We start from the raw sequence: 14,400 nt of genomic DNA on the forward strand, positions 1-14,400 counted from the left end.
CCCCCCGGCCTCGGTAGGCTGCCGGGCGTGAGCGAGCCCATCACCTATGCCGCGGCCGGGGTCGACGTCGAGGCCGGCGACAAGGCCGTCGAGCTGATGAAGGCCTCCGTGCGCCGGGCCACCCGCCCGGAGGTGCTCGGCGGGCTCGGCGGGTTCGCCGGGATGTTCGACGCCAGCGGCCTGGCCGCCTACCGCCGGCCGGTCCTCGCCACGTCCACCGACGGGGTCGGCACGAAGGTCGCCATCGCCCAGGCCCTGGACCGGCACGACACGATCGGCTTCGACCTCGTCGGCATGGTCGTCGACGACATCGTCGTGTGCGGCGCCGAGGCGCTGTTCATGACCGACTACATCGCCTGCGGCAAGGTCGTGCCGGAGCGGATCGCGGCCATCGTCTCGGGCATCGCGGCCGCCTGCGAGCAGGCCCGCGTGGCCCTCGTCGGCGGCGAGACCGCGGAGCACCCGGGGCTGCTCGGGCCCGACGATTACGACGTCGCCGGCGCTGCCACCGGCGTCGTCGAGCACGACGACGTCCTCGGCCCGCAGCGCGTCGCGGTCGGCGACGTCGTCCTTGCCCTGGCCTCGAGCGGCCTGCACTCCAACGGCTACTCGCTCGTGCGCCGGGTCGTCGCCCACGCCGGCTGGGCCCTGGACCGGCACGTCGACGAGTTCGGCCGCACCCTCGGCGAGGAGCTGCTCGAGCCCACCCGCGTCTACGCCGCCGACCTGCTCGACCTCGTCCGCTCCGACGGCATCGACGTGCACGCCCTGTCGCACGTCACCGGCGGTGGGCTCGCGGCCAACCTCGCCCGGGTGCTGCCGGACTCCGTGCACGCCCGGCTCGACCGCGCCACGTGGACGCCCCCGCCGGTGTTCACCACCGTCGGGGCCCTCGGCAGGGTGCCGCGCGCGGACCTGGAGCGCACCCTGAACATGGGGGTCGGCTTCGTGGCCGTCCTCCCGGCCGACTCCGTCGACGACGCGACCGCCCACCTCGCGGCCCGCGGCATCGACACCTGGGTCATTGGCGAGGTGTCCGGCGCGGACGCCGCCGAGCAGGCCACGGGCGAGGTCGTGCGCGGAGCCAAGGGTGTCGACGGCGGCTCCGTCGAGCTCGTCGGCGACCACCCGGGCGCCTGAGCCGCCGGGCTCAGCCCCAGATGGAGGCCGCCCACTCCGGGTGGTCGATGAAGGGGTTGCGGTTGCCCTGCCAGGTCGAGTGGATGCGGTCGTTGCGGCGCATCTCGAAGGTGTCGACCGGGTCGGCCGCGTTCCACGCCAGCAGCACCGACAGCCGCCCCATGAACGGCGCGCTGCCGTTGCCGACCGCGTCGTTGGGCTCGAGGTCGGGCCAGCCGTCGCCACCTTCGTAGCGGACGGCCATGTAGAGGATCATCCTGGCCACGTCGCCCTTGACCGCGTCGCGTGGCTCGAAGGAGTCGATGTCGGTGAGGCAGCCGCCGCACTGGCTGACGGTGCCGCCGCCGGTGTCGAAGTCCTTGTTGCCGCGCGCACTGTTGACGGTGACGTCCTCGGGGCGCAGGTGGTGCACGTCGGTCCCCGGCCCGGTGGCCGTGCCGAAGTCACCGTGCGACTTGGCCCAGACGTGCTCACGGTTCCAGTCGTCGACGCCGCCGCCGTTGGTCGACTTCGGCAGCGACAGCCCGGAGTAGAGCGTGCGGATGTTGTTCGTGTTGGCGGGGTCCTGGTCGGTGTCCTTAAGTGCGGTCCACACCTGGTCGTAGGTGAGCTTCGTCTGGTCGTCGATGATGTCGTGCAGCGAGGCCTTGAGCGCCGCTCCGGACTTGCCCATGGCGGGGGCGTAGTACGTGCTGTCCCAGGGGCTCGTCCCGCCAGGCGGTGGGTCGCTGGGGCTGCCGACCGTCGCGAACGCCGTCGTGCCGGTCATCCCGGGGTGCGAGAAGTAGGCGGTGAGCTTCCCGGTGACGTCGATCTGGCGGCCCTTGAGGCCGGGGTTGGACTTCAGCCCCCACTGGGCCCGGAAGGCCGACGGGATCTGGACGTAGAGCATCGACGCCGTGTTCGTCGTGCCCGCGGAGTCGGCGATCGCCAGGGCGTAGTCGTTCGGGTAGTTCGAGGTGACGACGGTGTTCGTCGCGGTCGGCTGACCCACGACGTACCCCCGGACGGTCTGCGTCGACCCGTCCTGGCCGGCGACGGCCTGAGCGACGGTCAGCGGCGCCGCCGCCTGGGAGGCCGGGGCCGTCAGGCCGAGGGAGAACAGGAGGGCGGTCACGAGGGCGAGCCACGGGGTCGGGCCCCGGCGTCGGCGGCAGTCGATGGTCACGCTCCCAGACCCTGCACCAGCGGGCCCGTTCCCGCTCGCCGGGCGGGCGGCCTGCGGGTGAACCTCTGGTCAGGGTTGTCCCAGGGGGCGGTCAGCGGTCGGTCAACCGGGGTCGCCTCGGCGGCACGACTGAGTAGCGGAACTCATGACGCGGCGCCGCTATCCCGCCACGCTGGCGTCATGAGCACCTCGAGCGCCTTCCCCGCCCCGGCCGGGCCGCGGCACGCCGCCGACCTCCCGTACCGGTACGCCCGGGCGCGGCGCTGGGCGGTCGGCGTCCTCCTGGCCGGGACCCTGGCCGCGTTCGCCTACCTGGCGGCGGTCCTCGCCGCGGTGTGGCTCGTCGCCTCGGCCTACGACGCCCTGACCGCCGGCAGCCTGGCCCGGCTCGACGTCGTCGCAGCCGCTGCGGACCTGGCCCCCGGGCTCCTCGTCGGATGGTGCACCGGACTCGCGATGGTGAGCGTGCTGGCGCGGGGCGAGGGGATCGGACCCCGGACGGCCGGCGTCGCCGCCGGCAGCGTCGGCGTACTGGCCGGCGTCGTGGTGCTCCGGCTCACCGGGGTCCTCTGACCCGGGTCCCCCGCGAGGCCCAGTGCACCCATCCGCCGGTGCCCCGCGCCCGGGACGCCAGCTTTCTCGGGTGACCCGAGAAAGCCGCGCTCCACCCCGGAAGGGTTCCCCTGCGAAGTGCTGGGTTCTCGGGTGACCCGATAAATCCGCGCTCCGGCGGGGCTCAGGTGATGGTGATCTGCGGCCCGAACAGCGCCATCGTCGCGAGCGCGTGCTCGTGGCTCTCCTGGGTCGACCCGGCGCACGCGTCCGCGACGAGCTCGATCGTCACCCCGGCGTCGGCCATCGGCAGCGCGGTCGAGATGACGCAGCAGTCGGTGGCGACCCCGGCCAGCGTGACCCGCGCCTCGGGCCCCACGAGGTCGGCGAGCACCGGCCACTTCCCGAAGGTGCCCGCGGTGACCACCTGCCCCCCGACGTCGTCCAGCTCGGGCACGACCGCGTACAGGGGGTCGTCGCCGGGGACCAGGGCGAACGGCCACTCGTCGTAGTACGGCTCCCAGGACCCCCCGAGCGAGGGGTCGGCGACGAACCGGGTGACGACGGTGCGGTCGGGGCCGAACTCGCGGGCCAGCGCCACCATGTGCGGGACGGCGTCGGCGAACAGCGGCGACCCCCAGGGCGAGGCCGCCGGGTCCGCGAAGACGACCTGCGGGTCGACGATGACGAGCCAGCCGTCGCGGGTCGGCATCAGGCGACCGGCTCGGTGGCCGACACCCGGGCTCCCGCGGCGCGCTCCTGCCGGCGGACGGTGGCGCGCCGGGCGACGAACGTGACGCCGAACCCGAGCGCGAGCGCGAGGAGCACCCCGATGTTCGAGTACGGCCACGCGCCGTCCCAGTACGGGCCGCCGTCCGCGGCGGAGACGAAGGTGCCGAGGCCGAGCGGCTCGAGCAGATAGCCCTGCCAGTTGTTCCACGCCGCGTCCTCGGCGAACGCGTTGACGACCAGGCCCCAGCCGATGACGGACGCGCCGGCCATCGTGCCGATCGAGACCCAGTCCCACGAGCCGTAGCGGCCGCGTTGGTCGAACAGCGCCTCGGCGCCGTCGGGCCCGGCGTCGTAGTCCTCCCTGCGCAGCGCGAGGTCGGCGATGAAGATGCCGGCCCACGCCGCCAGCGGCACCCCGAGGGTGATGAGGAAGGACTGGAAGGGCCCGAGGAAGCTCTGCGCGAAGAAGACGACCCAGACCGTGCCGAGGGTGAGGATGACGCCGTCGACCGCGGCCGCTGCGGGCCGCGGGATGCGGACCCCGAGCGAGAGCAGGGTCAGGCCGGAGGAGTAGATCCCCAGGACGGCGCCGGAGACGAGGGAGAGGATGACGGCCACGAGGAACGGGACGAGGAACCAGGTCGGCAGCACCGTCGCGAGGGTGCCGATGGGGTCGTTGGGGATGCCGTTGAGCACCGTCTCGTCCGAGGCCGCGAGCATGAGCCCGAACAGGACGAGAAGCACCGGCGCGGTGGCGCCGCCGATGGTGTTCCACAGCACGATGGACCCGCCCGAGGCGTCGCGCCGCTGGTAGCGGGACCAGTCGGCGGCGATGTTGATCCAGCCGAGGCCGAAGCCGGTCATCAGCATGACGAACGCGCCGACGACGGCCTGGGGCGGACCGGCCGGGACAGCGGCCACGGCGGACCAGTCGATGCTGCCGGAGGCCACGACGATGAACAGCACCGTGACGATGCCGGTGACCCAGGTGAGGACCGACTGCATCGCCATGATGATGTGGTAGCCGGCGACCGACGCCGTGACGATGAGCGTCGCGACGACGACGGCCGCGACGACCTTCGTGCCGGTCCCGCCGCCCCAGCCGAGCCGCTCGAAGATCGTCGAGGTGGCGAGGACGGCGAGGATCGCGAGGAAGGTCTCCCAGCCGATGGAGACCAGCCAGGAGAGGACCCCCGGGACCTTCTGCCCGACGACGCCGAACGAGGCCCGCGACAGGATCATCGTCGGGGCCGACCCGCGCTTCCCGCCGACCGCGACGAGCCCGCAGAGCAGGAACGAGACGACGATCCCGATGACCGTGACGACGGCGCCCTGCCAGAACGAGACGCCGAACTGGAGGACGAAGGCGGCGTAGGAGATGCCGAAGACCGAGACGTTGGCCGCGAACCACGGCCAGAAGAGGTCACGGGGCCGCGCGGTGCGCTCGGCCTCGTCGATGATCTCGATCCCGGTGGTCTCGAGGCCGAGACGCGGGGCCTCGGTGGTGGTGGGAGCACTCATGGGCCGAGCATGGCACGCCGCGCGAGCCCGTGGCGGGACCGGTTCGCGGCAGCCCCGCGACGCGTGTCGCCGGGGGGAGGCAGAGGGGTTAGGCCGACGTCAACGTCGGCCCGAGGCCCACGAGTCGTAGTCGTCCTCGTCGTCACGGCTGCGCTCGCTGGCGGAGTTGCCGTGACCGGACTGTGTGTGGAGTTCCTGCTCAAGCGCCGAGAGGTCGGTGTCGGGGCTGAAGTACTTCAGCTCGCGGGCGACCTTCGTCTGCTTGGCCTTAGCTCGGCCGCGCCCCATGGCGTGACCCCCTCGTGCGTCTGCCGGGGCGGCAACGCTGATGGGACGGCCCCGACTTCGGGGTCATCCCACGTCGCGGAGCGGCTCCGGGAATGGTGTGCTTATCGTGGGTCCAACGATACATGGGACTCGGGGGGTTCGGGGACGCCTCCGACGCACGGCCCGGTGTCGTCGGTCGACCTACAGGGCGTCGGACCGGTCCGCAGGCAGCCACGGGGCCGCGGAACCCCGGGCGATCCGCTGCTCGGCGAGCCGGTCGGCGGCCACCGCAGGGCTCACGCCGTCCTCGTCGGCCGCCTGCAGCACCGCCAGGGTGCTGTCGAAGATGGCCTGGGTCCGCGCCGCGGCCCGCTCCATGTCGAACCCCCGCAGTTCGTCACTGACCTGGATGACCCCGCCGGCGTTGACGAGGAAGTCCGGGGTGTAGACGATGCCGCGAGCCGCCATCCGCTCCGCGCTGTAGGTGCTGGCCAGCTGGTTGTTGGCGCCGCCGCAGACGATCGCCGCCCGCAGCCCCGCCACGGTGTCGTCGTCGAGGGCCCCACCCAGGGCGTTGGGGCTGAAGACGTCGAGCGCGGACCGGGCCAGGTCCTCGGCGTCGCCGGCGACGTTCACCTCCGGGTGCTTCTCGACGAGCCGGCGCACGGCATCGCCGTCGACGTCGGTGACCGTCAGCTCGGCGCCGTCCTCGAGCAGGTGCTCGGCGAGCCGCGACCCGACCTTGCCGATCCCGGCGATGCCGACGTGGCGGCCCGCGAGCGTCGGTTCGCCCCACACGTGCTGCGCCGCCGCCCGCATCCCCTGGAAGACCCCGAGCGCCGTGAGCACCGACGAGTCGCCTGCGCCGCCGCGCTCGGGGGAGCGGCCGGTGGCCCACCGGGTCTCCTCGGCGATGACGTCCATGTCGGTGACGTAGGTGCCGACGTCGCAGGCCGTGACGTAGCGCCCCCCGAGGGACTCGACGAACCGGCCGTAGGCCCGCAGCAGGGCAGGGGTCTTCGTGGTGGCGGGGTCCCCGACGATGACGGCCTTGCCGCCCCCGTGCGCGAGCCCCGCGAGCGCGTTCTTGTACGACATGGCCCGCGACAGGCGCAGCGCGTCGGCGACGGCCGAGTCCATCGTCGGGTAGGGGTGGAACCGGGTCCCGCCGAGGCCCGGCCCGAGGGCGGTGGAGTGCAGCGCGATGACTGCACGGAGCCCGGTGGCGGGGTCGGAGCAGAAGACGACCTGTTCGTGTCCGACGAGGTCGATGAGGTCGGTGGCCATGGGTTCCACCGTAGACCGCGGGCCGGCATCGGGCTCGAAGCGAGGTCGCAGCATCGGCGCAGGGCTCTGCCGCAGCGTGGGCGTCGATCCCGGCCAGCGTGGCCGGGCCGACCCAGGAGGATCCGAATGTCCGTCACATCCGTCCGCCGCCGCGCTACCGCCGGCATCGCCGTTCTCGCGGCGACCGTCGCCACCGCGGGGGCAGTCTCGATGGCCGCTGCCGGCGCCGCCGAGGCCGCCGGCACCCGTCCGCTGCTCAAGGTGCCCTTCAAGTGCAACCAGACCTGGCGCGGCTCCACCCGGTCGAACCACTCGCCGAGCGACCGCGCGATGGACCTCAACCTGCCGTCCGGCGGTGACACCGACCTCGGCGAGCCGGTCAAGGCCAGTGCTCCCGGCAAGGTCGTCGCGGCCGGCGTCGGGGGCGGGGGCTACGGCAACCGGATCATCATCGGCCACGGCGACAACTGGTCGACGCTGTACGCCCACCTCAGGTCGATCAACGTCAAGGTCGGGGACCACGTCGAGGACACCACGACGATCGGCACCGTCGGCAAGTCCGGCGGTCAGGAGTACGCCCACCTGCACTACGAGCAGCGGAACTTCGGCGAGCCGAAGAGCATCCGGTTCGGGTCGTCGACGTGGGCGACCTACTACGACGCCGAGCAGTACTTCACGCGCACCCGCTGTTGAGCCGATCCGGGCCTCGCAGCGATTTCACAGCGATCGCGTAGTGGGGCCCTGGACAGTGGTCGTCACGCACCACCGGGGGGACGGCGGTGCGTGACCCGGGCCATCGGGGGGTCGATGGCCCGGGACTGCACCACGCATTCGGGGTGCGGACCGTCGCGAGGGGGACGGTCCGCACCCCGACCGCGTTGTCGGGGTGCGACCGGCCCTGGCCCGGGGTCCTGGCCCGGGTCCTGGCCCGGGCACCGGGCGGCCGGCCTGGGGCAGGATGGGGCCATGACGGGTTCGCGCGGCATCCGGGTCGGCTACAAGGCGTCGGCGGAGCAGTTCGCTCCGGGGGAGCTCGCCGGGTACGCGGTGCTCGCCGAGGAGCTCGGCCTGGACTCGGTGACGATCTCCGACCACTTCCAGCCCTGGCGGCTCGAGGGCGGGCACGCGCCCAACTCGATCGCCTGGATGGCGTGGGTGCTGGCGCGGACAGAGCGGGTCCTGCTCGGTACGTCGGTCATGACGCCGACCTTCCGCTACAACCCGCCCGTCATCGCCCAGACGTTCGCGACGATGGCCTGCCTGGCCCCCGGGCGGGTCATGCTCGGGGTCGGTACCGGCGAGGCCCTCAACGAGGTCGCCGTCGGGTCGGTGGCCGAGGGGGAGTGGCCCGAGTTCAAGGAGCGGTTCGGGCGGCTGCGCGAGGCCGTCGTCCTGATGCGCCGGCTGTGGACCGAGGACCGGGTCACCTTCGAGGGCGACTGGTACCGCACCGAGGACGCGGCGATCTACGACCGTCCGGACACGCCGGTGCCGGTGTACATCGCGGCGGGTGGGCCCATGGTGGCGCGCTACGCGGGGCGGCACGGTGACGGCTTCATCTGCACCTCGGGCAAGGGCGAGGAGCTCTACCGCGACCAGCTCGTCCCCGCCGTCGACGAGGGCCTCGACAAGGCGGGCAGGGCCCGGAACGAGATCGACCGGATGATCGAGATCAAGGTCTCCTACGACCCCGACCCCGAGCTGGCCCTCGAGAACACCCGGTTCTGGGCGCCGCTGTCGCTCAGTGCGGACCAGAAGCACTCCATCCACAGCCCCGAGGAGATGGAGCGGGCCGCCGACGAGCTGCCGATCGAGCAGGTCGCCAAGCGCTGGGTCGTCGCGTCCCGACCCGAGGACGTCGTCGAGGCGCTGCGGTTCTACACCGACCTCGGGTTCGACCACCTCGTCGTCCACGGCCCCGGCCACGACCAGGAGCGCTTCCTCCGGGCGTTCTCGGAGCAGGTGCTCCCGGGGCTGCGCGAGCTCGTCCCCGCGTCCCGGTGAGCGCCGTCGCGCCGGCGGCTGCGCCGGGGCCGCTGGCCGGAATCCGGGTCGTCGAGCTCGGCGGCATCGGGCCGTCCCCGTTCGCGGCGATGATCCTCGCCGAGCTCGGCGCCGACGTCGTCCGGGTCGACCGGCCGGCCGAGTCCAACCTGCTGGCGACGTCCGGGGGCCTGCGGCGCTCGCGGCCGAGCATCGCCGTCGACCTCAAGCACCCGGACGGGCTCGCAGTGGTGCGCCGGCTCGTCGACGACGCCGACGTCCTCCTCGAGGGGTACCGGCCCGGCGTGCTGGAGCGGCTCGGGCTCGCCCCCGCCGACCTGCACGCGCGCAACCCCCGGCTCGTCGTGGGCCGGATGACCGGCTGGGGCCAGGACGGGCCGTGGGCGCAGCGCGCCGGGCACGACATCACGTACGCCGCGGTGTCCGGGACGCTGCACGCCCTCGGGCCCCGGGAGCGGCCGATCGCGCCGGTGCCGGCCATCGGGGACTTCGCGGGCGGCTCGATGTACCTCGTCGCCGGGGTGCTCGCGGCGCTGGTGTCGCGGGCCAGCACGGGCCGCGGGCAGGTCGTCGACGCCGCGATGGTCGACGGGGCCGCGCATCTGCTGACGATGGTCCACGGGATGCTCGGGGTCGGGGGGTGGCGTGACGAGCGGGCCGCGAACCTCCTCGACGGCGGGGCGCCGTTCTACGACGTCTACGAGTGCGCCGACGGGCGGTTCGTCGCGGTCGGGGCGCTCGAGCCGCAGTTCTTCGGCGAGCTCGTCGCGACGCTCGGGGTGGAGGTCGAGGGGGAGCAGTACGACCGGAGGACCTGGCCGGCGCAGCGCGAGGCGTTCACGGCGGCGTTCCTGTGCCGGACCCGGGACGAGTGGGCGGCGGTGTTCGACGGCACGGACGCGTGCGTGGCGCCGGTGCTGTCGCTCGTCGAGGCCCGGCACCACCCGCACCTGGCGGCGCGCGGCTCGTTCGTCCCCGGTCCGGGGGGTGCGCCGGTGCCGCGGCCCTCGCCCCGGCTGTCCGGGACGCCGCAGCGCGAACCGGGGGAGGAGCCGCTCCCGGGGGCCGACACCACGTCGTGGCTCACGGCGCACGGTTTCGGCGCCGACGAGGTGGCGTCCCTCCTCGCCGCAGGCGCCCTCCACCAGGCCTGACGCGGCGGCCCGCCAGGTGGCGGGCTCGATGCGGTTGGATGGCGGGATGAGCAGCGAGCGGGTCCGCGTAGAGGCGGACGGGGCCATCGGACGCATCACCCTCGACGCGCCGGAGCGGCTCAACGCCGTCGACCCGGACATGTGCGCCGCGGTCGTCGAGGCGCTGGAGGCCTTCGACGCCGACCCCGCCGTCCGGGTCATCGCGCTCGGTGGCACCGGTCGCGGCTTCTGCTCCGGAGCGCCGCTGTCGGCCGAGGGGGCGCAGATGGGGGTCCTGGACGCCGGCGCCGACGTCGTCCGCGCCCTCCTCGCGACCCGCACCCCCGTCGTCGCGCTCGTCCACGGGGTCGCGGCGGGCATCGGCGTCCCGATGGCGCTCGCCTGCGACCACGTGCTCGCCAGCGACGCCGCGTCCTTCGTCCTCGCCTTCGCCCGGATCGGGCTGATGCCCGACGGCGGGGCGACCGCGCTGGTGGCCGCCTCGGTCGGGCGGGCCCGCGCCATGCGCCTCGCACTCACCGGCGAGAAGCTCGACGCCGCGACCGCCGCCGAGTGGGGGCTGGTGGCCGAGTGCGTCCCGGCCGCGGAGTTCGCGGACCGTGCCGCCGCCCTGCTCGGCGCCTACGCGACGGGCGCAACGCTCGCCTTCGCCGAGACCAAGGCCGCGATCAACGCCGCGACCCTCGACGTCGAGGCCGCGCTCGCCGTCGAAGCCGGGGGCCAGACCCGGCTCGCAGCGACCGAGGACCACCGGGAGGGCACCGCCGCGTTCGTCGCGAAGCGTCCCGCCGAGTTCCGCGGCCGCTGAGTCGTCCCTGGCCCGCTGTCGGGCCGGAGCCGCGAGTGGCGTGACCGTCGGCTGACCCGATCGGGTCATTGCGCGCGTCGATAGCCTGCGGACGTATGCGCATGTGGGCGCACGCAGGGGCTCCACAGGGGCCACCTCGCGAACCGGAGGTCCCGGTCATGGCATGGACACGGTCTCTCGTACCGCTCGGCACAGCAGCCGCCGTCGCACTCGGGGTGGTGGCGGCGCTCGCGCCGGGCGCGGAGCCCGGGGCGGCCGCAGCAGACGTCCCGGCACACGTGGCCACGGTGTCGACGGCGCCGCCCGTGTTGTTCGCGGACGGCTTCGAGTCCGGTGATTTGTCGGCGTGGACCGGGGGCAGCGGCCTGGCGGTGCAGCAGGCCGTGGTCGACGAGGGGGGCTGGGCGGCGCGGGCGACGATGGCGGGTAACGCCGCATCCACGTACCGCACCCTCTCCTCGGCGGTGCCCGAGCTCACCGCGTCGCTCCGGGTCCGGGTCGTCAGCGCCCCGACGTCGAGCGCGGTGAACTTCGTCAAGGTGCGTACCGCGTCCGGGTCGGCCATCGCCGAGGTCTACGTCACCGCCTCCGGCGTCCTCGGCGTGCGCAACGACGTCCTGGGCGCCTCGACGAACAGCACGCGGACCCTCGCGACCGGCACCTGGCACCGCGTCGCGCTGCACGTCGTCGTCAACGGGACGGCAAGCCGTACCGAGGTGCTTCTCGACGGGACGACGGTGCTCGATCTGGCGACCGACCTCGGGACGGCCGGGGTGGGGCGGGTGCAGGTCGGGGAGAACGTTGCGGGTCGCACGGCCGACCTGGTCTACGACGCGGTCGCCGTGACGGGTCCTGCTCCGGCCCCGCCGCCGGCGGTCCCGGCGCTGTTCGCGGACGGCTTCGAGTCCGGTGACCTGTCGGCGTGGACCGGTGGCAGCGGCCTGGCGGTGCAGCAGGCCGTGGTCGACGAGGGCGGCTGGGCGGCGCGGGGTGCGATGACGGGTGGGGCGGCTTTCGCGTATCGCTCGCTCGGCACCGCGGTCGATGACCTGAGCGTCTCGGTGCGGGTGAACCGGGTCAGCCACGCGGGGAGTCCGGCCGTGAACTTCCTCAAGCTGCGGACGAGCACGGGGGCGGCGATCGCGGAGGCCTACGTGACCTCCAGTGGGTTGCTCGGTGTCCGGAACGCGGTCACCGGGGTGGCCACGAACGCCGCGGCGCCGTTGCCGACCGGCGGGTGGCACACCGTCGTCCTGGAGGCGGTCGTGGCCGGGCCGCAAGGCTCTGCCCGGCTGGCGCTCGACGGGACGACGGTGCTCGACCTGGCGACCGACCTCGGGACGGCCGGGGTGGGGCGGGTGCAGGTCGGGGAGAACGTTGCGGGTCGCACGGCCGACCTGGTCTACGACGCGGTCGCCGTGACCGAGGCGCCGCCCACGACGAGCTCGGACCCGGTCCTCCTCGCCGCCGGTGATATCGCCTGCGACCCCACGAACGGCAGCTTCAACGGTGGCGCCGGCACCTCCAACGCGTGCCGCCAGCGGGCCGTGTCCGACCTCGTCCTCGCCCAGACGGACGTCAGCGTCGTCGCCGCGCTCGGCGACATCCAGTACCAGTGCGGCGGGTACGAGGCGTTCCTCGCCTCGTACGACCCGAGCTGGGGGCGGTTCCGGGCCATCACCCGACCCGCGGTGGGCAACCATGAGTACCTCGACGTGGCCGAGGGTGGCCCGAACGCCACCGACTGCGACCCCACCGGCACCGCCACCGGGTACTTCACCTACTTCGGCGCCGCCGCGGGAGAGCAGGGGAAGGGTTACTACAGCTACGACCTCGGGGCCTGGCACATCGTGGTCCTCAACACGAACTGCTCCGACGCCGGTGGCTGCGGGAGCGGATCCCCGCAGGAGACCTGGCTCCGCGCCGACCTCGCCGCCCACCCGGCCCGGTGCACGATGGCCTACTGGCACATCCCGCTGTGGTCCTCGGGCGGCCGGGCGGCCCCCAACTCCCGGGCGCTCGTCAAGGCACTGGTCGACGCCGGAGCCGAGGTCGTCCTCACCGGGCACGACCACACCTACGAGCGCTTCGCCCCGATGGACTCCACGGGCGCGGCGACCCCGGCCGGGGTTCGGCAGTTCGTCGTCGGGACCGGAGGAGCGAAGCACACCTCGATCCCGACCGTCGCCGCGAACAGCGAGGTGCGTGACGCCTCGACGTTCGGGGTGCTGCGGATGGTCCTGCACGACGACAGCTACGAGTGGGAGTTCCTGCCCGAGGCGGGCGGCACCTTCACCGACTCCGGCTCCGAGGCCTGCCACTGACCGTCACGGATCGGGGGTTGGCCGTTCCGGAGATGCCGCTCAGGCGCCGAGCAGCTCGGCGAGCTCGGTGACTGACGCCACCGTCAGCTCGGGGGGTCGCATCGTCGGTGGGTACGGGGTACCGCTCCGGGCGAGGTAGGCGGTGCGCAGCCCGGCCGCCGCGGCGCCGTGGATGTCCCACGGGTGAACCGCGACGAGCATCGCCTCCTCGGCCTCGACGTCACAGGTCCCGAGCGCGTACGCGTACGCGCGCGCGTCGGGCTTCCACAGCGGGGCGTCGGCGACCGACAGCAGATGCTCGAAGACGCCCTCGAGCCCGCTGCGCTCGACGAGCCCCTGGGCGACCGCGGCCGAGCCGTTGCTCAGGGTGGCGAGCCGGATGCCGAGGTCGGCCAGCGCCCTCAGGCCCGGCGCCACGTCCGGGTGCAGGGACAGGTCCATGAAGGTCGAGATGATCTCGGAGGCGGCGGCATCCACGTCGTCGGGTGCGTCCGGCCGGCCGTGCACGAGGGTGTGGAAGGAGGCCCGGGCGAGGTCGGCGAAGGCCGGGTTCTCGCCGGTGACGGTGAGGGCCAGGCCGTCGCGGAGCGCGCCGGCGAACCACGGGGCGGCGAGATGCTCGGGCAGGCCGAGGGCGGCGAACCTGTCGCCCACCGGGGTCATGTCCGAGAGGGTCTCGTTGACGTCGAAGACGATGAGCCGGGGCGCGTGGACGATGTCGGTCATCGGCCCATCGTCCCGCGCACGGCTCCGCCGTGGGGCCGCAAGGGTGACGTCAGCGCGGTGACAGCGCGGCGCCGGTGCGTCGTAGGGTGACGAGCGACCCCGCCGGAGGAGCGCCGTGACCACGATCCACTCCGCGCCCACGCGCGCGGTGCCCGCCGAGACGCTGTACGCGCTGATGCGGCTGCGGCAGGACGTGTTCGTCCTCGAGCAGGAGTGCCTCTACCCCGACCTGGACGGGCGTGACCTCGAGCCAGGGGCGCGCCTGTACTGGGCCGAGCAGGGCGATGGGACGGTCGTCGGGACGCTGCGGGTGCTCGCGGAGCCGGGCGGCGGTGTGCGGGTGGGGCGGGTCGCGACGGCGTCGTCCGCCCGGGGCTCCGGGGTGGCGGCGGCACTGGTCCGCGCGGTGCTGGAGGCGAGTACGGGCCCGGTGGTCCTCGACGCGCAGAGCCACCTGGAGGGCTGGTACGCGCGGCTGGGGTTCGAGCGCGACGGTGCCGAGTTCCTCGACGACGGCATCCCGCACGTGCCGATGCGGCTCGACCGCTGAGCGCAGTCGTCCGACCCGCGCCGCCGCCCCCCGCCGCCCCGCCGCCCCGCCGACCCGCGATGACCCCTCGACGCCCCGACATCGACCAATAGGTCACGTCCGGTACGGGAGGCGCCGGACGGGATGAGGGGGAGGCGTACCTCGGGTGACCTATTGGTCGGGTGGGG

At 73.8% G+C, this 14,400-nt stretch carries 14 protein-coding genes; 8 read left to right on the plus strand and 6 right to left on the minus strand.

Features of this window, described 5'->3' with window-relative positions:
* The first annotated feature begins 27 nt into the window (after positions 1-27).
* Positions 28-1,140, plus strand: a complete 1,113-nt coding sequence (purM, locus tag Q0963_RS06470; protein WP_299444392.1) for a phosphoribosylformylglycinamidine cyclo-ligase — start codon at positions 28-30, stop codon at positions 1,138-1,140.
* A 10-nt stretch (positions 1,141-1,150) separates the two neighbouring features.
* Here purM and Q0963_RS06475 read toward each other — a convergent pair whose 3' ends face one another.
* On the minus strand, positions 1,151-2,308 hold the full coding sequence (locus Q0963_RS06475; protein WP_299444395.1) for an endonuclease: 1,158 nt from the start codon (positions 2,306-2,308) through the stop codon (positions 1,151-1,153).
* A 180-nt stretch (positions 2,309-2,488) separates the two neighbouring features.
* Between Q0963_RS06475 and Q0963_RS06480 the strand changes: the two genes are divergently transcribed.
* Entirely contained in the window at positions 2,489-2,881 is a 393-nt protein-coding gene (locus Q0963_RS06480) for a hypothetical protein (protein ID WP_299444398.1), read from the plus strand.
* Between the two features lie 163 nt (positions 2,882-3,044).
* Here the strand turns inward: Q0963_RS06480 and Q0963_RS06485 are convergent, their stop codons facing one another.
* From Q0963_RS06485 to Q0963_RS06500, 4 genes are all read right to left on the minus strand, one after another.
* Positions 3,045-3,572 carry a cysteine hydrolase family protein gene (locus Q0963_RS06485; protein WP_299444401.1) on the minus strand — a complete coding sequence of 176 codons (528 nt, stop codon included), beginning with the start codon at positions 3,570-3,572 and terminating at the stop codon, positions 3,045-3,047.
* A complete protein-coding gene (locus tag Q0963_RS06490; protein WP_299444404.1) occupies positions 3,572-5,113 on the minus strand; it encodes a cytosine permease in 1,542 nt (513 codons plus the stop codon). Before Q0963_RS06490 ends, Q0963_RS06485 begins: the two co-directional genes overlap by 1 nt.
* A 99-nt stretch (positions 5,114-5,212) precedes the next feature.
* Positions 5,213-5,401, minus strand: coding sequence for a DUF3073 domain-containing protein (locus tag Q0963_RS06495; protein WP_299444406.1), 189 nt, complete (start codon positions 5,399-5,401; stop codon positions 5,213-5,215).
* 180 nt (positions 5,402-5,581) lie between these two features.
* Complete coding sequence (locus Q0963_RS06500) at positions 5,582-6,667, minus strand: Glu/Leu/Phe/Val dehydrogenase (protein ID WP_299444408.1); 1,086 nt, start codon at positions 6,665-6,667, stop codon at positions 5,582-5,584.
* Between the two features lie 126 nt (positions 6,668-6,793).
* Here Q0963_RS06500 and Q0963_RS06505 point away from each other — a divergent pair, with 126 nt between their 5' ends.
* The 5 genes from Q0963_RS06505 to Q0963_RS06525 all read left to right on the plus strand — a co-directional run bounded on the left by Q0963_RS06505 (position 6,794) and on the right by Q0963_RS06525 (position 12,957).
* Positions 6,794-7,360, plus strand: coding sequence for a M23 family metallopeptidase (locus Q0963_RS06505; protein WP_299444410.1), 567 nt, complete (start codon positions 6,794-6,796; stop codon positions 7,358-7,360).
* A gap of 273 nt (positions 7,361-7,633) precedes the next feature.
* Positions 7,634-8,671, plus strand: a complete 1,038-nt coding sequence (gene fgd, locus Q0963_RS06510) for a glucose-6-phosphate dehydrogenase (coenzyme-F420) (RefSeq protein WP_299444412.1) — start codon at positions 7,634-7,636, stop codon at positions 8,669-8,671.
* The gene (locus Q0963_RS06515) at positions 8,668-9,825 is read left to right on the plus strand and encodes a CaiB/BaiF CoA-transferase family protein (RefSeq protein ID WP_299444414.1); all 1,158 of its coding nucleotides are present in this window, start codon (positions 8,668-8,670) and stop codon (positions 9,823-9,825) included. The genes fgd and Q0963_RS06515 overlap by 4 nt, the downstream gene beginning before the upstream one ends.
* A 46-nt stretch (positions 9,826-9,871) precedes the next feature.
* Positions 9,872-10,633 (plus strand): enoyl-CoA hydratase-related protein, encoded by a 762-nt coding sequence (locus tag Q0963_RS06520; protein ID WP_299444416.1) that lies wholly within the window; start codon positions 9,872-9,874, stop codon positions 10,631-10,633.
* 158 nt (positions 10,634-10,791) lie between these two features.
* Complete coding sequence (locus tag Q0963_RS06525; RefSeq protein ID WP_299444418.1) at positions 10,792-12,957, plus strand: metallophosphoesterase; 2,166 nt, start codon at positions 10,792-10,794, stop codon at positions 12,955-12,957.
* 39 nt (positions 12,958-12,996) lie between these two features.
* Here the strand turns inward: Q0963_RS06525 and Q0963_RS06530 are convergent, their stop codons facing one another.
* On the minus strand, positions 12,997-13,683 hold the full coding sequence (locus tag Q0963_RS06530) for a haloacid dehalogenase type II (protein ID WP_299444420.1): 687 nt from the start codon (positions 13,681-13,683) through the stop codon (positions 12,997-12,999).
* A 115-nt stretch (positions 13,684-13,798) separates the two neighbouring features.
* Here Q0963_RS06530 and Q0963_RS06535 point away from each other — a divergent pair, with 115 nt between their 5' ends.
* Positions 13,799-14,233 (plus strand): GNAT family N-acetyltransferase, encoded by a 435-nt coding sequence (locus Q0963_RS06535; RefSeq protein ID WP_299444422.1) that lies wholly within the window; start codon positions 13,799-13,801, stop codon positions 14,231-14,233.
* The last annotated feature ends 167 nt before the right edge of the window (positions 14,234-14,400 follow it).

The sequence above is a fragment of the uncultured Phycicoccus sp. genome, from assembly GCF_947495705.1.
Classification (GTDB): Bacteria; Actinomycetota; Actinomycetes; order Actinomycetales; family Dermatophilaceae; genus Phycicoccus.

What these genes read in the sequence shown, in the direction of transcription:
- Q0963_RS06480 (WP_299444398.1), top strand. Translation starts at nt 2,489, where the DNA reads ATGAGCACCTCGAGCGCCTTCCCCGCCCCGGCCGGGCCGCGGCACGCC.
- Q0963_RS06485 (WP_299444401.1), bottom strand. Translation starts at nt 3,572, where the DNA reads ATGCCGACCCGCGACGGCTGGCTCGTCATCGTCGACCCGCAGGTCGTC.
- Q0963_RS06490 (WP_299444404.1), bottom strand. Translation starts at nt 5,113, where the DNA reads ATGAGTGCTCCCACCACCACCGAGGCCCCGCGTCTCGGCCTCGAGACC.
- Q0963_RS06495 (WP_299444406.1), bottom strand. Translation starts at nt 5,401, where the DNA reads ATGGGGCGCGGCCGAGCTAAGGCCAAGCAGACGAAGGTCGCCCGCGAG.
- Q0963_RS06500 (WP_299444408.1), bottom strand. Translation starts at nt 6,667, where the DNA reads ATGGCCACCGACCTCATCGACCTCGTCGGACACGAACAGGTCGTCTTC.
- Q0963_RS06505 (WP_299444410.1), top strand. Translation starts at nt 6,794, where the DNA reads ATGTCCGTCACATCCGTCCGCCGCCGCGCTACCGCCGGCATCGCCGTT.
- fgd (WP_299444412.1), top strand. Translation starts at nt 7,634, where the DNA reads ATGACGGGTTCGCGCGGCATCCGGGTCGGCTACAAGGCGTCGGCGGAG.
- Q0963_RS06520 (WP_299444416.1), top strand. Translation starts at nt 9,872, where the DNA reads ATGAGCAGCGAGCGGGTCCGCGTAGAGGCGGACGGGGCCATCGGACGC.
- Q0963_RS06525 (WP_299444418.1), top strand. Translation starts at nt 10,792, where the DNA reads ATGGCATGGACACGGTCTCTCGTACCGCTCGGCACAGCAGCCGCCGTC.
- Q0963_RS06530 (WP_299444420.1), bottom strand. Translation starts at nt 13,683, where the DNA reads ATGACCGACATCGTCCACGCGCCCCGGCTCATCGTCTTCGACGTCAAC.